The organism is Gimesia alba, assembly GCF_007744675.1.
Lineage (GTDB): Bacteria > Planctomycetota > Planctomycetia > Planctomycetales > Planctomycetaceae > Gimesia > Gimesia alba.
Genome location: NZ_CP036269.1, coordinates 160,789 through 183,521, shown reverse-complemented (window position 1 = coordinate 183,521; position 22,733 = coordinate 160,789). Strand labels below are relative to the sequence as shown.

21 protein-coding genes are annotated in these 22,733 nt (G+C 51.3%); 11 read left to right on the top strand and 10 right to left on the bottom strand.

From position 1 onward, the window contains the following. Positions 1-22 precede the first annotated feature (22 nt). Positions 23-799, bottom strand: coding sequence for a glycerophosphodiester phosphodiesterase (locus tag Pan241w_RS00750; protein WP_198000247.1), 777 nt, complete (start codon positions 797-799; stop codon positions 23-25). A 393-nt stretch (positions 800-1,192) separates the two neighbouring features. Here Pan241w_RS00750 and thiS point away from each other — a divergent pair, with 393 nt between their 5' ends. Both thiS and Pan241w_RS00740 read left to right on the top strand, forming a co-directional pair. Continuing rightward, a complete protein-coding gene (gene thiS, locus Pan241w_RS00745) occupies positions 1,193-1,393 on the top strand; it encodes a sulfur carrier protein ThiS (RefSeq protein ID WP_145209489.1) in 201 nt (66 codons plus the stop codon). Between the two features lie 5 nt (positions 1,394-1,398). Further along, complete coding sequence (locus Pan241w_RS00740; RefSeq protein ID WP_145209486.1) at positions 1,399-2,232, top strand: thiazole synthase; 834 nt, start codon at positions 1,399-1,401, stop codon at positions 2,230-2,232. A gap of 4 nt (positions 2,233-2,236) precedes the next feature. Here the strand turns inward: Pan241w_RS00740 and Pan241w_RS00735 are convergent, their stop codons facing one another. Then, positions 2,237-2,944 carry a hypothetical protein gene (locus Pan241w_RS00735; protein ID WP_145209483.1) on the bottom strand — a complete coding sequence of 236 codons (708 nt, stop codon included), beginning with the start codon at positions 2,942-2,944 and terminating at the stop codon, positions 2,237-2,239. A 156-nt stretch (positions 2,945-3,100) separates the two neighbouring features. Continuing rightward, entirely contained in the window at positions 3,101-3,724 is a 624-nt protein-coding gene (locus Pan241w_RS00730) for a ClpP family protease (RefSeq protein WP_145209480.1), read from the bottom strand. A 317-nt stretch (positions 3,725-4,041) separates the two neighbouring features. Between Pan241w_RS00730 and Pan241w_RS00725 the strand changes: the two genes are divergently transcribed. The 3 genes from Pan241w_RS00725 (at position 4,042) to Pan241w_RS00715 (ending at position 8,632) form a co-directional block, all read left to right on the top strand. Next, positions 4,042-5,130, top strand: a complete 1,089-nt coding sequence (locus Pan241w_RS00725) for a DUF6807 domain-containing protein (protein ID WP_198000246.1) — start codon at positions 4,042-4,044, stop codon at positions 5,128-5,130. 326 nt (positions 5,131-5,456) lie between these two features. Beyond that, the gene (gene aspS, locus Pan241w_RS00720; protein ID WP_390621032.1) at positions 5,457-7,247 is read left to right on the top strand and encodes an aspartate--tRNA ligase; all 1,791 of its coding nucleotides are present in this window, start codon (positions 5,457-5,459) and stop codon (positions 7,245-7,247) included. 44 nt (positions 7,248-7,291) lie between these two features. Further along, entirely contained in the window at positions 7,292-8,632 is a 1,341-nt protein-coding gene (locus Pan241w_RS00715) for an outer membrane protein assembly factor BamB family protein (protein ID WP_232107313.1), read from the top strand. Between the two features lie 19 nt (positions 8,633-8,651). On the opposite strand, the gene Pan241w_RS00710 is transcribed toward Pan241w_RS00715, so the two are convergent. Then, the gene (locus tag Pan241w_RS00710; RefSeq protein ID WP_145209474.1) at positions 8,652-9,227 is read right to left on the bottom strand and encodes a protoglobin family protein; all 576 of its coding nucleotides are present in this window, start codon (positions 9,225-9,227) and stop codon (positions 8,652-8,654) included. Positions 9,228-9,365: 138 nt separating this feature from the next. Between Pan241w_RS00710 and Pan241w_RS00705 the strand changes: the two genes are divergently transcribed. Next, a complete protein-coding gene (locus tag Pan241w_RS00705; protein WP_145209471.1) occupies positions 9,366-9,842 on the top strand; it encodes an RrF2 family transcriptional regulator in 477 nt (158 codons plus the stop codon). A 13-nt stretch (positions 9,843-9,855) separates the two neighbouring features. Here the strand turns inward: Pan241w_RS00705 and Pan241w_RS00700 are convergent, their stop codons facing one another. The 4 genes from Pan241w_RS00700 to Pan241w_RS00685 form a co-directional block, all read right to left on the bottom strand. Further along, a complete protein-coding gene (locus Pan241w_RS00700) occupies positions 9,856-10,887 on the bottom strand; it encodes a hypothetical protein (protein ID WP_145209468.1) in 1,032 nt (343 codons plus the stop codon). Between the two features lie 112 nt (positions 10,888-10,999). Then, a complete protein-coding gene (locus tag Pan241w_RS00695; RefSeq protein WP_145209465.1) occupies positions 11,000-11,203 on the bottom strand; it encodes a hypothetical protein in 204 nt (67 codons plus the stop codon). After that, entirely contained in the window at positions 11,204-11,560 is a 357-nt protein-coding gene (locus tag Pan241w_RS00690) for a DUF3592 domain-containing protein (protein ID WP_198000245.1), read from the bottom strand. It abuts the gene before it with no gap. Positions 11,561-11,605: 45 nt separating this feature from the next. After that, positions 11,606-12,394 carry a TIGR00266 family protein gene (locus tag Pan241w_RS00685; RefSeq protein WP_145209459.1) on the bottom strand — a complete coding sequence of 263 codons (789 nt, stop codon included), beginning with the start codon at positions 12,392-12,394 and terminating at the stop codon, positions 11,606-11,608. 267 nt (positions 12,395-12,661) lie between these two features. Here Pan241w_RS00685 and Pan241w_RS00680 point away from each other — a divergent pair, with 267 nt between their 5' ends. The 4 genes from Pan241w_RS00680 to Pan241w_RS00665 all read left to right on the top strand — a co-directional run bounded on the left by Pan241w_RS00680 (position 12,662) and on the right by Pan241w_RS00665 (position 20,589). Further along, positions 12,662-13,543 carry a FliM/FliN family flagellar motor switch protein gene (locus tag Pan241w_RS00680; protein WP_145209456.1) on the top strand — a complete coding sequence of 294 codons (882 nt, stop codon included), beginning with the start codon at positions 12,662-12,664 and terminating at the stop codon, positions 13,541-13,543. A gap of 636 nt (positions 13,544-14,179) precedes the next feature. Beyond that, complete coding sequence (locus tag Pan241w_RS00675; protein ID WP_198000244.1) at positions 14,180-17,110, top strand: serine/threonine-protein kinase; 2,931 nt, start codon at positions 14,180-14,182, stop codon at positions 17,108-17,110. A gap of 141 nt (positions 17,111-17,251) precedes the next feature. Then, positions 17,252-19,882 (top strand): tetratricopeptide repeat protein, encoded by a 2,631-nt coding sequence (locus Pan241w_RS00670; RefSeq protein ID WP_145209450.1) that lies wholly within the window; start codon positions 17,252-17,254, stop codon positions 19,880-19,882. Between the two features lie 8 nt (positions 19,883-19,890). Continuing rightward, positions 19,891-20,589 (top strand): class I SAM-dependent methyltransferase, encoded by a 699-nt coding sequence (locus Pan241w_RS00665; RefSeq protein WP_145209447.1) that lies wholly within the window; start codon positions 19,891-19,893, stop codon positions 20,587-20,589. Positions 20,590-20,598: 9 nt separating this feature from the next. Here Pan241w_RS00665 and Pan241w_RS00660 read toward each other — a convergent pair whose 3' ends face one another. Beyond that, on the bottom strand, positions 20,599-21,372 hold the full coding sequence (locus Pan241w_RS00660; protein WP_145209444.1) for an SDR family NAD(P)-dependent oxidoreductase: 774 nt from the start codon (positions 21,370-21,372) through the stop codon (positions 20,599-20,601). A 187-nt stretch (positions 21,373-21,559) separates the two neighbouring features. Between Pan241w_RS00660 and Pan241w_RS00655 the strand changes: the two genes are divergently transcribed. Beyond that, positions 21,560-22,033: an SRPBCC family protein gene (locus Pan241w_RS00655; protein ID WP_145209441.1), complete on the top strand. Its 474-nt coding sequence runs from the start codon at positions 21,560-21,562 to the stop codon at positions 22,031-22,033. 13 nt (positions 22,034-22,046) lie between these two features. Here Pan241w_RS00655 and Pan241w_RS00650 read toward each other — a convergent pair whose 3' ends face one another. After that, positions 22,047-22,733 carry a metallophosphoesterase family protein gene (locus Pan241w_RS00650; protein WP_198000243.1) on the bottom strand — a complete coding sequence of 229 codons (687 nt, stop codon included), beginning with the start codon at positions 22,731-22,733 and terminating at the stop codon, positions 22,047-22,049.

Genomic DNA, 22,733 nt, shown 5'->3' with positions numbered 1-22,733 from the left:
TTGGAGACCGTGGGAAACCACGCTATTTTTCCAGTTTTAAGGCGGCATTCAACAGGCCGGGCCGATCCGTTGTAATACCAGTCACTCCCATTTCCGCCAGTTTTCGCGCATCGGCCACCTCATTGACGGTCCAGACATAAACGGGCAAACCGGCTGCGTTTGCCTGCTCGACGAACGCTTTGGTGATAAACTGATTATAGCCCAGATCCAGACCATCCAGATTGGCGGCTTTGGCTTTCTGAATATAGTAGGCCGCGTTGTGTGCCCATTTGCGTGTAATTTTATTCTGTTTGACTTTGAAAACCCAGATCACTTCCAGTTCGGGCATGAGCTGTTTGGCCTGCTGCATGGTTTCATAATCAAAACCGATGATGGCCGTCTGGGCGGCTGTTTTTCCGGAAGCCGCCAGATCCTGTTTCAATTGGGGCAGAACTTCGGGGCCGCATTTGATTTCAATAAACAGACGTTTGCCAGCAGGAATTGTTTTGAGAATCTCAGACAATGTCGGAATGCGTTCCTGTTTATATCTGGCATTCTTCCACGCACCAACGTCCAGCGTCTGCAACTCGGCGAACGTCTGATCTTTCACAGCCTGATCGCGGCCGCCAATCCGTTTGGTGGTTTTGTCGTGATAAGCGACGATCTTGCCATCTTTGCTGAGGTAAATATCGATCTCGACCGCGTCTGCATTACGCTTCCAGGCCAGATTCACAGACGCCAATGTATTTTCGGGAGCATCATACGAGGCACCGCGATGACCAATGATTTCGACAGCCGGAAGCGAGGAGGTCGCGGACACGATGGCTAAACCTGCAAAAAAAGAAAGGAACTGAGGGAAACGGAGGCATGACATCGATTCTGGTCCTCGAAATGGAATCCTGGTTGCTGTGTCAAAATTTTGTTTTGTATTGTGTTATATAGAAGCATATTAACGACTTGTAAAGAAACGGTGAATTCCAGGATCGGGCATCCGAACCAGACCGTTGATATCTTTTGTTCAGACAGCACGCGGTAAAAGCCGTTTGAAATTGTGTTTCTGGTATCCCGGCCATTCCTTGACGATCGGGGGTCTCACTTCTAAACTCGCTGTTTGCAAACAATCATAAAGCCCAGGGTCAAATGTTTCTACTTTGATCTGTTTTTGTGGCGGTTTGCTGCGTCAGATGAAAATCATTTCCAAGGAGCCTCAGTGGTGCAAATTCAAGTGAACGGTGAAACCCAGGAGGTTCCCGAAAAATTCACGGTGGCTGAACTTCTGGCACAATTGGGGCTGCAGCCAAAATATCTGGCCGTTGAACGAAATTTAATTTTAATTCCACGCGAAGAACATGCCGCCTGCATGCTGCAGGCAGGGGATCGCCTGGAAATAGTAACGCTGGTAGGCGGTGGATAAGTATTATGGCAACAATCGGCAGCACAGAATCGTCTCTGATCCTGGGAACACATCATCTGAACTCACGTCTGATTGTGGGAACCGGTAAGTACGCGACGTACGAACTGATGCAGGAAAGCCTGGAAGTCAGCGGGGCCGATGTGATTACGGTTGCGGTCAGGCGGGAGCGTCTGATCGATTCGGACGGCCGTAATATTCTGGATTTCATCGATCTGGATAAATATACGATTCTCCCCAACACCGCCGGCTGTTTCTCTGCCGAAGACGCCGTCCGCGTGGCGCGGATGGGTCGCGAAATCTTACGTGGTCTGGAAAATCCGGGAGCCGACTGGGTGAAGATTGAAGTACTGGGCGACACCAAAACGTTACTCCCCGATCCGGTGGCGACGCTGGAAGCAACCAAACAGCTGGTAGACGAAGGCTTTTCCGTACTCTGCTATTCGACCGACGATCCGATTACCGCGAAACGTCTGAAAGACGCCGGTGCGACCTCGGTGATGCCGGCGGGCAGTCCGATCGGCAGCGGTCAGGGCATTCTGAACCCGAACAACATTCGCATCTGCCTGGAATATCTGAAAGAAGACGATGCCGATTACCCCGTGATCGTGGATGCCGGCGTGGGCACCGCCAGCGATGTGACCATTGCGATGGAACTGGGTTGTGACGGCGTGCTGCTCAACACCGGGATTGCCGGTGCTCAGGATCCGGTTCGCATGGCACGGGCGATGAAAAATGCGATCGAGGCCGGTCGCGACGCGTATCTCGCCGGCCGGATTCCGAAGAAGCTGTACGCGACTGCTTCGAGCCCCGAAACCGGCGTGATCGCACCGAAAGGCTAAGCGATTATTTGTCGGCTGCGGGCTTTTTCTGTTGACGTAGTTTTTGAGGCTGCTTCTTTCGCTGCCAGGGGGGCTGCCGCTCTGCGACAATTGAAACACTGATCTGATTCAGACCAGCAATGCCGCCGACTTGCCCTGATGTACTGTCCACTTTCCAGGAGGCTGAGGCATCTGCAACGCCTCCTTCAGAAAGTGCCTGATTTAGTTTGGCAATGGCATCCGCTAATGCTTTCTCAAAAGACCCCTCTTTGGAGGTTCCTGTAAATCGGCGATATACGGGGCGAGGTTTCGGTTTGGATTGTTCAAATTTGATCAACACAATCCCGTCACCCACGCCGTGCACACGAATGCCTTTGACCCAGCTGGGAAAATTCTTCCAGGTGTCAGAGGCTTTAACTTGAGAGATCACGGTGATCGCGGGACCTGACGGGGGAACCGCTTTCAGAAAATAATCCTGAATGCCGTCTTGGGGAGGTTGAACATACACCGCGCGAATCAGTTTGGCGTCAGTATAACCGCCGGTGGGAACTTCTCCGACCGCCTGCACCACTAGATTCGGAGGAAAGGAGGTCTGAACCTGATTGGTTACCTTGATGATTTTGGGAACGGTAACCGGCGTTGGTTTTGCGTCGTCAGCCTGCAGCAGGACTGCGCTGTTCAATACGACAGCCAGCGCAAGCAGGATATATCTGATCTGTGATAGCTGATTCATAGAACACCTTTTCAGCTCAATAAGAGGGCAGAAGAATTCGTGGTCCAGACAGAGTTCAACTCTGTCTGTAAATTAAGAGACGCTTCCACATGCGCAACGGTTCCCAAAATACAGGATCTTCAAAAAAAGGGGAACCGCAGCCCCCTTAAATTCCCGCTATCTTGCCTCAATGAGCTTCCACTGATCTTCTTGCGAGAAGGGGTCGATCAACTGCGCCAGTCCGGCGTCGGCCAGTTCCTGCCCGGAAACGAATCTCCCCGGCCGCGTCCACTTGTCGAGCAGACTTTGTTCCACGCCGAAGAGTTGGGCCTGCAGGCGATCAAAGTCGGTTTCCATGACCTTAAAGTGCCGCGCCCATTCGACGGCTTCTTCGAAACGGACATCATCTTCACTTTGCCAGCGCACCGGGTGGAACAGCAGCGTGGTATAGCTGGTGACAAAGCGATGCTTGCAGGCGGCGAACGGAAGAATGGCGGCGGAAGAGCACTCGCCCAGCGCCACGCCGGCGACATTTAAATTACGCAAGCGAATCAGACTGGCCAGCGTGAGCCCTGCGTAAACAGATCCGCCGGGCGAATCGAAGAAGATCGTCCCGCGGCTGCCTCGCGGCAGATCAACGAGCCGCGAAACCAGGTCGGTTTCTTTTTCCCCCAGATCACCGGAAAGGGCAATTTCCCAGTCCGGTTCTTTTTCCGGAACAGGGTGGCTCCGAAAAGATGTGGATTTTTCGGGATAGGATTTCAGGGAAGAAGTGGTTCGCAATCGTCGTCGTTTATTCATTGTTCCTGGTTTTGTCTTTGTGCTGATGACCGGCAAAAATTCGTTCTGTAACCTGTTTAGATTGTGTCCAGTTTTACTGTAACGTCTCCAAGGCTATTTGGACCAAGCATACTAGATTGAGGCACGCTATGGTAAAATGCGATGCGCTCTAGAATAACAGATCAAAAGCCTTGTTCGCAAACTGTGTTCTGGATCAGTTCCAGAAAAAACGGTTGAAATTGTCTGTGCGACTTGGCGCAGTGGCACTGTTCAGCACACAATAACTGATTGTTATTCACAAACCATTTACGACCGGTCGTATTCGAGGAATGTTCGCCGTGAAAATCGTGTTCAGTATAATCTGCCTGTTTGTTGGCTTCTCTACCGTAGCCCACGCCGATACCGTGGAATTGAAGAAACAGGGATCAAAAATCAATGTTTCCATCGACGGAAAGCTTTTCGCCACATACAACACCAGCGACGATCTACCGAAGCCGTTCTTCTCTCCCGTGCGTGCCGCTGATGGCACGATTATCACCCGTTCGCTGGTCGATCCCGAAGATCACCCGCACCACAAAGGGATCTGGGTCGCCGTCGATGAAGTGAATGAAGTCGACTTCTGGGCCGAGAAAGGCAAGATCAAAAACAGCGGTGTGAAAATTGTTAGAGCAAAAGGGAATCCTGCCATACTGAAGGTGACCAATCAGTGGCTGGGGGAAGATGATAAGCCGATCGTAACGGAAAACACCGTCATTTCGATCTATGCCAACCGGTTGATGACTTACAACATCACGTTTAAAGCCGGGGCGAAACCGGTTGTATTTGAGGATACCAAAGAAGGTCTGTTTGGAATTCGTCTGCCCAACGGAATGCGGGAAAAAGAAAATGGCAGCGTCGAAAACAACAAAGGCGTAAAAGGAACGAAAGACACCTGGGGCAAACCGACCGAATGGATTGACTATTACGGTCCTTTGAACGGCAAAGTCTACGGCGTGACATTGATGGACTCGCCAGAGAACTATAAAAAGTCGCGGTATCACGTGCGTAATTACGGTCTGTTTACCATCAGCCCGTTTGGCGATCATGCTTATACAAACAAGAAACAGCCTGCCGATCCGAAACACCTGAAACCGGGTCAAAAGCTGAATCTGAAATATGGGCTCTACATTCACTCTGGTAATACCAAACAGGGAAAAGTTGCTGATGCCTACAAGCAGTTTTTGAACGTCAGCAAGAAAAAAGTCGCTCAAAAAAAACCGCTCAAGCAGCAAACCAAAGCGAAAAAGGTGGCGGCAGCGCCTTATGAAGAAAAAAGTAAGGCTCTTGAACCGATTCCCGCATCAGCGGCGGCTGCCAGCGATGACTGCAACTGTGCTCCTGTCCGCAGACGTCGAGGACTGTTTCGACGCTTCCGCGGCCGCAGATAAGTGAACATGTAGCCACACATCTGAATGTGAGATGCAGCCTCGGTCTGAATAATCGGTAATTCCCCGAAAAGATACCAACCGAGCGCGGGCTCTGGGCGTTCTATTCATTGCGAGCAACAGGCTGCTCCAATAAGATCAGCAGCATTGTTTTGGAATGAGGCGCTGATCGCGAACCCCGGCTGATCAGTATGGATCTGAACCATACCGGAAAGAAATGATTGATGAGGGACCAATTCTCTCGTTATGGACTGCGGATTACGAATCTTTCCAACGATGACTCCGCCGCCCTCACACGATCTGAAGAGACGAATAATCAATTAGAAAAGATGCTTTCTAACCAAGGACTTATTACGGTGTTACGAACACATACCTGTGGCGAATTGAGAACAGACCATGTTGGGCAAACAGTCACTCTGGCTGGCTGGGTGATCCGGGGCCGCGATCACGGAGGTCTGGCTTTCATCGACCTGAGAGATCGCTATGGCGTCACTCAGATCGTGTTCAACCCGGATCGTGATGCCAAGATGCATGAGCTGGCACGGAGCCTGCGAGCGGAAGACGTGATCCAGGTCACAGGCGAAGTTGTGTTGCGTGATGATCGCGAAAACGAAAAACTGGCAACGGGAAAAATTGAAGTCCGGGCGCACGAACTGCAAGTCCTCAATAAAAGTAAGACGCCCCCGTTCGAGCCAGGCACGTCAGAACTGCCGAATGAAGAACTGCGTTTGACTTACCGGTTTCTCGATTTGCGCAGCGAGCGCCTGCAGGAAGCATTGAAGGTTCGGTCTCGTCTGTCCAAAGTGACCCGTGATTATTTTGATCAGAACCAGTTTCTGGAAGTGGAAACTCCGATTCTTGGTCGCAGTACTCCGGAAGGTGCTCGTGACTATCTGGTTCCCAGCCGGGTCCACGAAGGCAGCTTTTACGCGTTGCCGCAATCGCCCCAGATTTATAAACAGATCCTGATGATCTCCGGCTATGACCGCTATTACCAGATTGCCCGTTGTTTTCGCGACGAAGACCTGCGTGCCGATCGCCAGCCGGAATTTACTCAAATCGACCTGGAGATGGCGTTTGTGAACCAGGAAGATATTCTCACACTGGTTGACGGTTTAATCGCCACGATCCTGAAAGATCTGCGCAACGAAGAGATTGCCCTGCCTCTGCCGCGTTACGACTATGATGTCGTGATGGAAAAATACGGTTCTGACAAACCGGATTTACGCTTTGGATTGGAACTGGTTGACGTCGGCGAGATTGCTGCCAACTGTGACTTCGCCGTCTTCAAGAAAACCATGGAGTCGGGTGGTCGGGTACGAGGCCTGAATGCCAAAGGTGCCGCCGATCGTTACAGTCGTAAAGACATCGACGGCCTGACTGAATTCGTCGGCGAGTATGGTGCCAAGGGTCTGGCGTTCTTCAAAGTGACCGATGAAGGCCTGCATTCCCCGATTGCCAAGTTCTTCTCTGATGACGACAAACAGAAGATCATGGAAGCGATGGGCGCGGAAGTAGGCGACCTGCTGTTTTTTGTCGCCGATCAGTGCTCTGTGACTTCAGCGGCTCTGTCAGCACTGCGAAACCGTCTGGGGAAAGAACTGGAATTGTACGATCCGAAAGACTTCCAATGTTGCTGGGTGATCAACTTCCCCTTGCTCTCGTACAATGAAGAGGAACAGCGCTGGGATGCCGAACATCACCCCTTCTGCCAGCCGGTGGAAGAAGATATGCAGTATCTCGAAAGTGATCCTTCTAAGGTACGGGCTCAGTCATACGACCTGGTGATCAATGGTTACGAATTAGCCAGCGGCAGCGTTCGTGTACACGATCAGGGTGTCCAACAACAAATCTTCGATCTACTGGGAATTTCCGCAGACGAAGCAGAAGAACGCTTTGGCTTCCTGCTGCAGGCACTGCGATACGGGGCTCCTCCTCACGCCGGTGCCGCTTTAGGTCTGGACCGACTGGTGATGCTGCTGTGTGGAAACGATAATATTCGCGACGTGGTCGCCTTCCCCAAGACGCAGAAAGCCGCCGATCTGCTGAGCGGTGCGCCGTCTGAAGTCGATCCGCACCAGTTGCGCGACCTGAGAATCAAAATTGACATTCCCGAATAATCCCAGGGCGTGCATAATAGGGTGACACTCATAAGGAGAATCGAATGAAGTTCGTCACTCTAATTCTGTTTTTGATGACAGGTCTGCTGAAAGCTGGTTGCAGCGAAACGACGCCGCAGGCGGGCAAGCCGCATCCGGCGGTACAGAATGCTTCCAGCAAAGAGGAGGCACCTGCCACGATCGTTGAAGTTTCGTTCAAGGATGCCCAAACCCCGGATCGACTCATCAAGCGCACTCACAGCTGGCCGCACTGGCTGGGCCCTGACTATAACGGAATCTCTCCGGAAACCGACTGGCGTGCCGACTGGACCGACAAACCGCCCCAGGTTCTCTGGCGAGGTAATGTGGGCACGGGATACAGCTCGATCTCGGCAGCCGACGGACGTATCTATACGATTGGTCATAAAGCAGGCAATGAAACGGTTTATTGTCTGGATGCTGAGACGGGAAAAGAAATCTGGAAGCAGTCCTATCCGGCGCAGTTAGTGAATCATCTGAACGCCGGTGGTCCGGGTGCGACGCCCACGATTGACGGCGAGTTCCTTTACACGAACAGTCGTGACGGCAGATTGATCTGTTTTGAAATCGAAACCGGTAAAATCATCTGGCAGAAAGACCTGACGAAAGCCTACGAGATGAAAGTCCCCGAATGGGGCTTCACCTGTTCGCCGCTGATTCGGGGCGACAAATTATTCATCGAAGCGGGACGGCTGGTGGCCCTCGATAAAAGGACGGGGAACGAGATCTGGAAATCGACGCCGCACATGCCCGGCTATGGCACACCGGCGGCATTCGAGCTCGAAGGGACCGTTTATCTGGCACTGTTGAATAACGAATGCCTGTCCATAGCCCGCGCAGATGACGGCACGGAAGTCGCGACTTTTGAGTGGCCTTCTCCCTTCGATACCAACTCGACCACACCGATCATTGATGGCACAACCATCTTTATCTCATCCGGTTATCGAAAAGGCTGTGCTTTACTGGATTTCGAGAACCAGAAATTGAAAGCACGCTACACCAACCGTGACATGAAAAATCATTTCAATAACAGCGTGCTGTTTCAGAAACACTTTTATGGCATGGACGGCAATTCGAATCTGGGCCGCATTGTCCGCCTCACTTGTATCGATCAGGAAACGGGAAAAATCAAATGGCGCGAAGCCGGCTTTGGTTGCGGCTCGTTATTGATCGCAAACGGCAAACTGATCATTCTGTCTGATGAAGGGACACTGGTGACGGCAGAGGCGACTCCTGAGTCGTACCAGGAACTCTCCCGACTTAAAGTCCTCGATGATCAATGCTGGACCGTTCCCGTATTGTGCAACGGACTCCTCTATTGTCGGGATTCAGCCGGGAACCTTGCCTGCGTGGATCTCCGGCTGTAACCCAACTTGATTTGACCCGCTACGACGCCTGATAGTGGCGCGTGATCAGATCGTTCTGCAGCCAGAGCAATTTGTTGAACGCCGCTAAGGTTTTGACTTCGGTGTCACGATCCAGGTTCAATCCTAGAATCGTACTGACCAAAGCATTCGAGACGAAGCCCATCAGTGCGTTCATCTGTACCAGAGGTACATCCAAATCTTTGCTGCCTGCTTTGGGGGTATGAATCTTGCCGACCAGATCCAGATATTGGATCATTTTTTCGTCGTAGGGTTTTGTAACCAGCGTTTCCAGATACCGCGCGAGATGTTGTTTCCGGAATTGGATCATTTCATGATCAAGCGTGAGTGACTCGATGCTTTCAGGAATTTCGCCCTCATAACCGTGTTGGCGTGGCACAAAATGGCGTTTTGTGCAATCATAGCGGAAAAGTTGGTCATAAACGGCGTCGACTAAACCAGGCACTAAGGGCGCGACGACGCCCGCTGCTGCATGGACTGCCTTTAAATCGTCTTCCGTGACCCCCATAAATTCGGCGAGATACTGAAATCGGTAAGGCAGGTCTGTTTCGAGTTTTTCTTCATCAATGTGTTTCATTTTTGGTTCCTAATTCAATTGAGCGACTATAATTACTGTATTCGAACTACATAAATAATTCATAATTAATTTGATACGCAGAATAACAAACGCAATAATAGACATCAATGTCCAATTATCGTTTTCAAGGACTTTCTTATGTTTTCCCAGACTGTTGAATATGCACTCAGAGCAATTGTTCATTTAGCCGACCAGGCTCCCAACCCGTGCACAACAGAACAAATCGCCAAAGCGACTAAAGTTCCGCAGGCGTATCTTTCGAAAGTCCTTCAGAGTTTGCGTCAGTCAAATGTCGTTCATTCACAGCGGGGTATTGGCGGCGGTATCTCTCTGGTGAAGACCCCTGCGGACCTGAATTTACTGGAAGTCGTGAACGCCGTCGATCCCATTTGCCGAATCACAACCTGCCCTCTCGGTTTAAAAGGGCATGGTGCGAATTTATGCCCGTTGCATCGTAAGCTGGATGATGCCATGCGAGAAACGGAAACCGCATTTTCTGAAACAACATTGGCCGATGTGCTTTCTGCCTCGACCAGTAGCTACCCGCTCTGCAATGAACCCGTTGACCGCGTGACCACTCTGGGAATCACGCCCCCCCCGAATTCCTCGAAGTAACGAACCCCTGGTTTCAATCGCGCTCGGGGATTTCTCTCCCCATCTTCTGTTCTTCAAACAGATCGTGATCTGCCTGCATTGCCTGATAGTGCGTTTGCTGTATCGGACTTTGATCTGTCGCATCTATTTCTGGCAAACTGAGAAACGGGTCTGCGGCAGAGACTTGCTGAATACCCGATTGGGAATGGCGGGCAATCTGCTCCTGCCGCACTTCATTGGCTTTCCAGCGTCCAGCAAGATGCCCCGGAATCACGGCACCAGCTTTGATCACCAGATCTCCATAAGGCAGTAAGGGTGAAGCGGCACCCGCAATGTATGTTGCATAGGCGGGATAGAGCACACGGTAGGCTTCCTGTTCGTCTTCATAATTTTCTTCAGCACGCAGATAGCCAAGCGCATCATTGGTGGCGATCGCTTCAGGCCAGAGCGAGACTCCCGGCAGTGCGCCTGCGACGGCATACGTGCCCTTCCATTTCCGCGAACCAAAATCTTTGGCGTGTCCCCCTTCGTGCAACGCGACGGCAGGAAGATCGGAATACAGGCTGATCGTATTCGTAAACGGATTGTAGTTATCGCCGCCGATAATGCGTCCCGGCAAGAGCGTGTAGTGCAGGGCCGTTAAGGTACCCGCGGTATACCGCCAGCCCCAGCCGACGGCTTTATTCTTTCGGAGCCGTCTCCATTCGCCCAGCGGATCGTATTCATTAATCCGCACTTTGACTTGATCCAGGCCATTTTTCTCCAGATACGCGGCGATCGCGGCTTCGGTCTCCGGCGAAATATCATGGTTATCAACGCGGCGATTCCAGAGCAGAATTTTCCCCGGGATGCCCACGACCCAGCCAACGCCGTCCACAAATTTTCTGGGTTTCCCACGTACGATTTGCGGTTCCCCTTCCTCGAAATCCAAATCGGGATGCGTGATCAGATTCGTCTGATACTGATAAGGAGTCGACGCGCAACCGACAACAAAAGGGCACAACAACAGAGTGAGAAGCGCCAGCAAAATCGGTCGCTGCGTATGGGTGACGCACGAAAAAGACATGAAGAGATAACCATGGAGAGAGTGAGAGATGTCTGAGAGGCAGGCACGCTGTTTACCAAAAATTACCGCATCAAGGCAAGCTCAAAATTTCCCTGCCACGTTTTCTCCACGCTCATTCGGCAAAGTTTGCCGAAGAGGGACTCTCGTCGATGCTTTTGCCTTTTCTAAGGAGCCACCGGAACAGGGGAATGCCCGTCATTAGAATTCCCGGCCCCATCAGCAGCCACCCGAAGATATAATAGAAATAGGTGGTCTTGAACACGCCGGGTTCGAGTACCGCGGCGATCGGTTTTTGCGGGTCATAATACACGACCACCTACTTGTCCACCGGATATTTTTTGACCGTATTCTGCGCCAGGGATCGGTTCGATGTGGAAACATCGCTGCCAAACCAGACCGTTGCGCATTCATAGTCCTCTCCTTCCACCTGATAGCGATACATAATCTCGGCTGAATAGGTTGACGAGTTGGAATTGCTGCTGCGGTGGGTGGCCACTTTCGATTTGAGCACAACTCCTTTGGTCGTTGGCCAGTTTTTACTGGCTTTCGCCTGTTCGATCAGCGGCAGCCCCAGCAGATAGGTCACGAGAAAGCCGGCAATGATGAAAATCGCTCCCAGAACGAACGAAAAAATACGCCCCGCTTTATACATGTCTGCTTTACTTTTCACCATTGATCGACTCCTGAAACTCGACAGTGGCATTCTCTCGGGGGCAGCTTAACTATCCCCAAACATATCGCCGAATCCTCCCAGGACCGAGCCTTCACCGACTGAGGAGCCTCCAGCGGAAGGAGCATGAGCCAGAACACGATCGGCCAGACGAGAAAAAGGCAAGCTTTGCAGCAGGACGGTTCCATGCCCGCGTAACGTCGCCAGAAACATACCCTCGCCTCCCAGCACCATCGATTTTAAATTGCCGGCTCGTTCGATGTCGTAATCAATGTTGCCTGTAAAGGCGACAATACAGCCTGTATCGACGCGTAAAGTTTCCCCGTTCAGTTTCTTTTTCGTGACGGTGCCTCCGGCATGGACAAATGCCATTCCATCGCCACGCAGTTTCTGCAGAATGAAGCCTTCCCCACCGAAGAAGCCCGATCCGAGCCGCTTATTAAAGGCCATCGTGACTTCCGTCCCGAGCGCCGCACACAGAAACGAATCTTTCTGGCAGGTCAGTTCGCCGCCAATTTTGTCCATATCGATGGCGATAATTTTTCCGGGATAAGGAGCTGCAAAGGCGACTCTCTGTTCACGATGTCCCTCATTGGTAAAGTGTGTCATGAACAATGACTCACCTGAAAGCATCCGTTTGCCTGCCTTAAAAAGCTTGCCCAGAAAGCCATCGTTGGGTTTAGAACCATCTCCCATGCGGGCTTCGAAGCTGATCCCTTCTTCCATGTAATTCATGCTGCCCGCTTCCGCGACGACAGACTCGCCCGGATCGAGCACAATTTCCACAATCTGCAGGTCAGAACCAAAGATTTCATAGTCGACTTCGTGGCATTGCATGTTTCTCTCCTTAATTCTTGAATTCTGCGTTTTGTTTCAGCAGAGATATCCCTCAGAACGTGGGAAATCAGCGGTAGGATCAAAGAATCCGGTTTGCAGTCACAAAATGGCAATCTTTTCTGAATAAGCGAAGTTTGCCGATTTTGATTGAAGAACTAAAATTCAAGTGGTCGATTGAATGATCTAAGGAGTATTCATTCCAGAACGCTGTGACAGCTGATCTTGAGATGAACACATTATCATTTTTTGGGACTTTGTTAATCCGAAATGTCGGGCTTTAGCCAGGAAAATGTAGAAGCGATTTTTGCCCTCGCCGGTGAAAGTATGCCTGCACTTTCTGATTCTTTCAACCAGTGTTTCGATTTCAACTATCGGCTGGAACTGGGAGAGTCAGGCGTCTGGTCTCCCGATGAATTAGATGAAGCATTTCAGGGTCCTGGACTGGTTGCTCTGTTTCGAATTGGTGAGGAAGCGATGGTCGGGTTGATCCCGGCAAATATTCCTTTGCCAGACTGGTATACCGCTCCGGGAGACTCGCAATCCTCACGATTGCAAACCCTGTCTCTGGAATGGTCCATGAACCTGATTCCGATGGACTTAGGTGATGTTGACGAATTTAAAACTTATTATGCTGACAGTTTATTAACCGAAGTGTCGCAAGGTGCTCCCTCTGACTGGGCTGCATTACTGCGAATCAACTTATTTCAAGCAGAAGATGAAAGCGACGGCCAGAGCCCGAGTGCTGTGATCCCTGTAATTTGGCCACTGACGAAACCGCCAGTTACAGATTCCCCTGAACCGGAACCCGATCCAGCACCTCAACCGTCCGCTTCATCTGGCAATTCCCCTCAGTCTATGCCATCTATGGGAACTAACTCCGATTCGAATCCGTTGAACCGCATCAACAAGCTACCCGTGCAAGCGATCGTGAAACTGGCTACGAAAAAAATTGAAATGAAGCAACTGCTCTCTATTTGTCCCGGTTCGCTCATTACATTCGACAAGCCTTGTGAAGATCCGCTCGACATGTATATCAACAATCAGGTTTACTGTCAGGGTGAGGCGGTGAAGATCGGGGAAAATTTCGGATTGAAGATTGATCAAGTTGGCTTCAAACAGGAATACGAAACCAAGATTATCGAATTTTAGACTGTGTCCAGTTTTACTGCAGCGTCTCCAAGGTCATTTGGACCGAGTATATTAGATTGAGACACGCTATGGTAAAATGTGATGTGCACTAGATCGGCTCGTCTTCGTTTCGAAGGACATGAAATTGTGTCTGCCTGCAGCTTATGAGGAATCACAGAGTGTCCGTTTTCAGGAATCCACGGACAAACCATTCCTCGGCACATGTATCCCGGCACAAAAAAATTGGATGAAATTCGGGCAAATTGAATTTTTATCAGAACGGATTCCGGCTGCAGCACGTATTATATAAGCAGCTCTCTTGTCAACTTTTTATAACTGAAATCTCGATTCCATTCTGTTTTCATAACACCATTCTGATTTCACATTCAGACAGAGCGACACCAGACATTACAAGAAAGCCCTAAACTCAGACATTTAAATGAGTTAGGAAAGAATCAAATCAAAGCAGTACTCCAACGAGAATGGGGACGAGCGTAGGACACGCAAAATCCGGCATTTATTTCAGACAATCGAAGTGAATTTGGATTACGCTGTTGCTTGCTCAAAGAGACGTTCGATATCATTTCACACGTTGAACCATCGTTATTTTTAAGTGAACCTTAGATCATGGGCTCCGAGTCAAAATCTGAACGCTCAATGACGAGCCAGGAATCATTGCCGGAATTTTTTGCGCGCCCGGTTCCTGAAGCAGACGGGCCAGAGACCATTATCAGCCCGCATGAGCCAATTCCCACACCCGACTCCAGCCGCGACACGAGTGGTTCACAGACCAACATAGCCCGCTCTTCCATCTGGAACCGTTTATTCCCCCCCAGCGTCGATGATCCGAATGCACAAGACGAGGATGCCAATCCTTCCGGGATGCAGTTGGAGCATTTTGTCATCCGGGAACGAATTGGCCGGGGTGGGATGGGAGCCGTATTCCGCGCGATTGATACTCGCCTGGACCGTGTCGTCGCGTTAAAGGTTCTCAGCCCGGGACAATCACGCGATGCGGGATCGGTAAAACGGTTCCAGAATGAAGCCAAGGCGGCAGCCCGTCTCGATCATGAAAACATTTCGCGTGTATTTTACATTGGCGAAGATCAGGGCTTGAACTTCATTGCCTTTGAATATGTCAAAGGGACCAACGTCAGAGAAATCATTCATTCGCGCGGCATCCTGCCGGCGGCGGAAGCGGTCAACTATGCGTTACAAATTGCCTCTGCCCTGAAACACATTAATAAAGCCGGCGTGGTTCATCGAGATATCAAACCTTCTAACATCATTATTACCCCCGGCGGTAGAGCCAAGCTGGTTGACCTGGGTCTGGCCCGCAAAGAGAGTGATAATGCATCGGCCGATCTGACCAGTGCCGGCACCACGTTAGGTACGTTCGATTATATTTCTCCCGAACAGGCCAAAGACCCACGGAACGTGGATGTGCGCAGCGATATCTATTCGCTGGGTTGCACGCTGTATCATATGCTGACAGGCGAACCTCCTTACGGCGAAGGAACGGTTCTGCAAAAACTTTTGGATCACAGTGGAAAAAATGTTCCCGACCCGGCAACCATTAATAAACATCTACCGCGCGAACTGTCTCTGATCGTACAAAAAATGATGGCCAGCGATCCGGCAGACCGTTATCAGACACCTGAAGAACTGATGTATCATTTAATGCAGGTTGCCGGCAAACTGGATTTACGAGGCGTGAATCCGGAAGGACTCGTCTGGACCTCACCCACCAGTTCCCGACTGGGCTTCCTGGAAAAACATGTTGGCTGGGTCGCGACAGCGCTGGTCCTGTTAGCCGTTGTCATTCTGCTGGATCGCTATCCGGCATTCGATCCGACGTCGGTGAGTGTGACCCAAAATGAAAATCAACCGACAGTTTCTCCCGAAAATCAGACCAGCGATTCTCCAGACGAAATCAGTCCTCTCGCCAGTCAGCCTCTGCCGGAAACAGAGAAAACGATCGCAGGATCGCTGTCGGAAAACACGGCCATCGCATCTGCCAAACCCGTGAAATCGAACGGAGAAAACAAGACTACAGAAACTCCCACTCCGCTCGAAGGCGGCTTAGAGAACGAGAAGACAGCAGATACGAATCCGGAAAAAATGAATCTGCCAGAAGGTTCAAAAGACCTGAATGAAATTTTTGAAATCCCACTTCTCTCTTCCAAGAAAACGATCAACGACATCATTGATGCCAGTAACCCTCCTAAAAACAAAGTGCTACGCGAGAACCCTCCTGGCACGGAGTTAGCGTTATCGAACAGCAGTAATCAGAAAAAAAGCATGGTCCCACTGGCGCCTGCTCCGGACACCAGTCTGGAAGCAGAGCCGGATCCGTTCCCTCAAAAGGGCGAAAACGAATTTCGAAAAATTGAAATCCCGGCAATCACAATCATCAAGCCCGATGGAACAGCCGGCCAGGATTTCAAAACGCTGGATGCCGCCTGTGCTGCCGCCGACGATGGCAGCATCATCGAACTGGGATTTAACGGGATTCGCAAAGAAGCGCCAATTCACATCAATAACAAACGGGTGAGAATTCGCGCCGCCAAAGATCGCAAACCAATTCTGCATTTTGAGTCTGTCGAAGAACCGGCAGAAGGGTATCAGACGCATCTGATTCAGGTTGCCAATGGTTCGCTGGAGCTGTTTGAACTGGGAATCATCGTCGATGTCAAAAACCTGAATACGGATTCCTGGGCGCTCTTCTCTTTAAAAAATGCACATGACATTCGCCTGCATCAAGTGACAGTCACCTGTTCCAATACAACCAGTCAACAGGTTGCCCTGTTTGAAATGAACGAGCCCATTAACCAGGGTTTGAACGATGATGCGATGATGGGCAAACGCCCGGTGAAGGAATCGACGTTTGTGGAAGTCATCAATTCTGTACTTCGCTGCGACGGCCATGCCTTTTCAATTCGGGAAACAGCACCCACCCGTCTGGAAATCACGAACTCCGCGCTCATGATTTCACAGGCAGTGATCGAACTGATCGGCAGCAACAATAAACCAACCGAAGGCGACTTTCTGGAACTGGTGATGAATCATTCGACATTTTTACTCGGGAAAGGGCTGGCTGTAATGGACAGCGGCGCGATCCCCCGTGAATTGATTCCCCTCAATGTGTCTGCTCGCAACAATATTTTCTTCTCACGAACCGAGGCACCGTTCGTGCAGATGAAAGGCAATACAAATGAAAATGACTTCAGACAGAAACTGTTAACCTGGAAAGGCTCCAATAATTATTTCGATCGCTTCGAAACATTCTGGAGCATTCAGTCTCAACAGGGAACCACCGGTGCGCTGGCCCTGGATGCATTCGACTGGAAAGATATCTGGGGGCTGTCTGCTGATGTTAACAGCTATCAGATGGAAATCCCCTGGCTCGCTGATCGCCAGAAACTGATTCAAACACCCTGCTCCGAATTGCAGCCGCTTCAGCTTCAGTTTACGCAACCCACTGATGGCAGCCCCACCATCACTGCGATTGACCGCACAAACGCCGGTGCCGATCTGATTGTTCTTCCAGAGTTCCCACGAGCCAGTAAGACTCCTGAAATCGAATAAACCGCTGCCCTGTTTTGCCTTGCTTTAGACGGAAAAAGAAGGTCTGGGAGAAACAGGCCGTGCAGTGTATGATTACTGACAGCAGTTGCCTCCGTGCAATTGCCTTGAACTCTGTCAAACACGGCTCGCGCGAATTGTCTCATGCATTTTTGCTCCTTACAACCTGAAACCGCATCTTCATCAGATCGACGTAAAACAGGTGTCTGGCGCGGCGTCGCCTGTTTCCTGCTTGTGTTGCTGTGCTCAATGAATGTCTGCCCTGCGGAAGATGCGACACGGGCATACTTTGATGGACTGCGTCAGCGGCATCTGTTTGGCATCGCCGAAGGGTTTTGTTTAGACCGCTTGTCCGGAACACGGCTTTCTGATACCGAACGAGCCCGCTACACATTGGAACTGGCACGCACGCTGGCAGCGCATGCGATGGTAACCAGCGGCGATGAACAGGCCGAACTCTGGAACCGCGCCGAAAAGACCCTTACAGAACTTATCAAAAAATATCCCCAGTGGGCTGATACGACAGTGTTTGAAGCCGAACGCGCACGGATCACCACTCAGAAAGCCGAAATTCTCTACTGGCAAGCCAAAGCGATTCCGCATAATGATGCTCTGAAGCAGAAGGCGCTCGCGAAACTGGCGCAGGCAGACAAGGAATTATTGGTCGCGGAAACACAATTGAATCAGCTACTCAAAAAATCGGGCACCTTTAAAAACTTTACGGTTCTCAAAACGGCCACCATCCGCGACACGCTGCTGGATTTTCAACTGCAGATAGCCCAGACGAAAATCAAACTCGCCGATTTATACGACCAGCAAAGCCCCCAACGAAAAACCAGTCTGGCTGACGCCGAGAAATGGCTGGAACCACTTTCCCGGCGCGCCACCACTCTGCCAATCACCTGGCTCAGCAAGCTGGCGTTGATTCAATGCGATCGTATCGCAGGAAATTACGCAGCCGCCGCGCGGGCGATCCAGGCGCTCGTAAAAGAAAAACCGCCGGCTTATCTGAATGAGCCGCTCTTTGTGGAATCGATCCGGATTTTACTGGCAGAAAATAAATCACAACTGGCGGCAACACAAATCATCAAATACCGTCAGGAGCACGGGCATTATTCCAGTGAACTCGGTTACCTGGAAATCGATGCGTTGATCCAGCTCAGAAAAGTGGCTTTAGATAATCGGCAGACCGCGCTCGCCGAGGAACTCTGGCGGGAAGTCGAAACCCGGGCGAAGCATCTGGGAGCAACACAGCCCGGCTATTGGGCACAACGGGCGCGCATGCTGGTCGATCAACAACATCAGGTCGACCAGTATGGAAGTGGAATTTCCCAGAGCCTGAAACAAGCACAACTCCTGTATTCTCAAGGCAAACTGGAACAAGCCATCGTCGCCTACGACAAAACAGCAAAACAAGCCGCCGAACAAGGGAAACCCGAGCTGGCTTTCGAGCTCGGCTTCACCAGCGCTTCCTTGCAGCTCAAGTCAAAACAATACAAGCAGGCGGCTGCTCAGTTTCAATCGCTGTCTCAAAGATATCATTCCAACGCCCAGGCAGCGGATGCGGATTTACTGGCGGCCTGGTGTCTGGGCCAGCTCTATTCACAAAGTCGGACGAAGTCCCGACGACTCGCCTATACCGGAGCGCTGGAAGCGGTACGCACACGTTTCCCGAACAGCAAAAGTTATTACGAAGCCGGCTGGATGCTGGCGCGGCTGGAAGAAGCGCGGCTGCAATATTCAAAAGCACTTGTCCTCTATACGGAAATCCCTGCCGATCAACCTAAAGCAGCCGACGCCCATCTGGGTATCGCCCGCTGCTATGAACAAATTTTGCTGCGACTGACTTCGCTCAACAAACCAACCAAAGCCTGGCGCGCGGAAGCGATCGATGTTCTGGAGAATTTCTTGAAGGGATTCCCCGACAGATCAGAGAAAACCCATCTCGCTTCCCAGGCAGAAATCGCATTGCGACTCACGCGAATCTATCTGAATGCCAATCCGCCTCTGTATGCGAAAGCGAACCGACTGCTGGAGCTGATCCATCACACAGCGTCTCAGATGACGTCACAATTAAGAAGAAATAACGAGCAGTCGGAAACCAGCGTTTCGCAAACGACAAAGCAAATTCAATTCTGGAATCAGATTTCGAATCAGGCGTTGCGACTGCAGATCATCGCGCTCGCCGGTCAGGGCAATCCGTCCGCCGCCCAGTCACTCGTGGAGAACCTGGAGACCGCGGGCACCGATGAATTGCTCTCGGTATTGAATGGCGTTTCACAGATAAATCTGGAACTCACACCACAAGCCCGCCGAGATTTGGGAATGCTGCAACTCAAGTCAGCCGAAAAACTGGCCAGCCGCCGCGAAGAATTGAATCCGCAACAATTGAAGCAGCTGAATCTCTGCCTGGCAGAAGCCTATCTGGCAATTGATCAGCCGATCAGAGCGCTCGAGTTTTACCAGGATCTGTTAAAGCAGTCTCCGAAAGATGCGGCGCTCATCAGGCAAGTGGCATTGCTACTGGAACGTTGCGGCACTAAAGCCTGCCTGCGACAGGCAACGCCCAAATGGCGACAGCTGGAAGCGGCTGAAAAGCCGGGCAGCATCCCCTGGCTGGACGCACGGCTGCACATCATTCAAACCATGTTCGACTCCGGGGACGAAGCCGAGGCCAAAAAACTGCTGGGCGTCACCAGACTGCTGTACCCCGAACTCGGTAACGACGATCTCAAGCAGCAATATCAAGAACTACAAATGCGAATGAAGAAGTGACGACAAAAATGGAACCGCTGCTGACAAATGAGGAACTGGAATGGTCGGACGTCGCAGCGAACTGTCGTATGAATCGCGAGCGCGAAATTACCGGTACGAACAGCTATACCGCCGATCTGAAGTTGAATCCGCTGGAATTTTTAACCGCGCGTTGTGGTTCCCGGAAAACGGTCCGCTGGCTGGATCTCTGCTGCGGTTCCGGGCGGGCCTTGATTCAGGCAAATGAATATTTTCAACGCCAGAAGCTCAATCACCAGATTTCGATTCTAGGCATTGATCTGGTCGATCTGTTTCTGCCTGTCACTGCAAAGGATACTTCGCTGCAATTAGAAACAGCGTCGCTACACACCTGGCGCACCCGTAAAAAGTTCGATCTGATCACCTGCGTGCACGGCCTGCATTATGTCGGCGACAAATTAAAACTGATCGCTAACGCAGTCAACTGGCTGAAAGACGATGGATTGTTCATCGCCCACCTGGATTTAGACAATCTGCAATCCAGTGATGGCAAATGGAAAACGAAAGAGAAACGCGAATTCCTGAAGCGGCAAAATGTTGACTTCGACCCGCGCTCGCATCTCCTTTCCTGTCAGGGATGTCAACAGATTTCATTCCCTTGTGAATACATCGGTGCCTCGGATCAGGCAGGACCGAATTTTACCGGTCAACCTGCCGTAAATTCCGTTTATGAACTGACCCGGGATTGAATCTTTCACTCAACCCCGTTTCTGTCGGGCGCGAGGCACGATGGTTGCTAACCCGCCGTCAATGCCCAGCACCTGGCCTGTGATCCAATTGTTTTCCGCCTGCAATAACCATTCAATCATCGAAGCCACATCCGCAGGTTCGCCGATTCGATTTAGCGCATGCATGTCAGTCGAAGCCGATTCTGCCGCCGGTGTTTCCCAGAGACTTTGTGTCATGTTCGATTTGATCAAACCGGGGGCCACTGCATTGACGCGGATTCCCCGATTGGCATAGGTCGCGGCAGCCGAGAGCGTCAGACCGATCACACCTGCCTTGGAGGCGGCAATCGCTTCATGATTGGCCAGCCCGATCCGTGCGGCCGCGGAAGAAATCAGCACGATCGTTCCTCCCTGCCGCCCCATCACTTTTGCGGCACTCCGCACCGCCGCAAAGGCAGATGTTAAATTAACAGCCAGCACATCGGACCATTCCTGATCGGAGGTCAGATGTGCTGGCTTGAGGAGCACCGAACCGATGCAGTTCACCACGCCATCAACGTGTCCCAATTTTCCGCAGGCTCCCTGGATGCACCGCTCGATCGATTCAGGATCAGTTCCGTCGATTGTCTGTGTCGGCGCAGCTAATTCCTCAGAAAGACACTCCAACCGCGATTGATTACGACCGCCGAGAAAGACCTCGTGACCCGCTTGAACCAGACGACGGCTTAACTCGGAACCGATGGCGCCCGTCGCCCCCAGGATGACGAACTTTTGTGACTTCTGCTCAGAATCGGCTGTATTCATCAGTGGAATTCCTGCTTATTTTTCAGAATCTGCTAAAACAGCGGTTCCTTTTCCGTGTACCAGGACAATAATCCTGCTGAACGGTACGAAATTCTTCATAGGTACTTGCTTACTTCTTAGTCGTCTCGGCCGATTTTACAAGGAGCCCATTTCAATTTTGGGGAATGCCAGTTTCGGATCACGCAATATGGTCACAATCAACAGGACGGCACAGGGAATCTATGTGCTCCAATCTGAACTCCTGATTCCACATTCGATTTCGGATGTGTTTGACTTCTTTGCCCGGCCTGAGAATCTCGAATCGCTGACGCCCCCCTGGTTACATTTTCAGATTGTGACTCCCAAACCGGTGCCGATTCATGAAGGGGCGCTCATCGACTATCGGCTCAAGCTCCACGGGTTTCCCATGAAATGGAAAACCGAAATCACTGACTGGGAGCCGCCGGTCCGGTTTGTGGATCTGCAACTCAAAGGCCCTTATCGCTTCTGGCGGCACGAACACACGTTTCAGGAACAGGCAGGCGGGACGCTGGTACGAGACAAAGTCGAGTATGCGGTTTTGGGCGGCGCCCTGATCAATCGCTTGTTTGTTCAAAAGGATGTCGAACGCATTTTTCAATACCGGCTCGATCGATTGAAATCGTTTCCGCCTACGGACTGAGTCAACAGAAGATTCACTCCAGCGAGTTCATATCCAGCATCCGATATTCGCCGTCCTCATTGGTTTGATGGGCGACTTCTCCGTTCACATCCAGGCAGGTCAACCAGCCGCCCCGGCAGGCATTGGTATCGATGCAGATAGAATGCCTGAGATTCACCGGGAGGCCTGACTTCTGAGACGTGTGGCCGCAGATGACCTGTTTACCAGAAAGATGCGGGCGGACATCGGTAAATTTGCGCCAGCGAAATTCCGTAGAGTCCTGCTCTGTTAAGGGAAGATCTGGGTCCACCATGCCATGCACGAAAATCTCGTGATCGGTTTCGAAGTAATCCTGAAAGCCTTCAATAAATTCCCAGTGAGATTCGGGCACGTTTTCGATGTCGGCTCTGAGGTACTGCGGATCATAGGAGAGTAGTGTCTCCTCGCCGCCAAAATACATCCAACTGCCACAGGCAATATCCGAATCACGGGCATCGAGCATATACTCTTCATGATTTCCCATCAGACAGACCAGCGGTATCGTTTCCTGCAACTCCATCAGCAACTCAATGCAGCCCCGCGTATCCGGCCCGCGCGAGATAACATCACCCAGAATCACCAGCAGATCGTCGGGCGTCGGCTGGACTTTTTCGAGCAACAACTCCAGCGCAGTCAGACAGCCGTGAATATCCCCGATTGCCAACAGACGGTCTCGCACCAT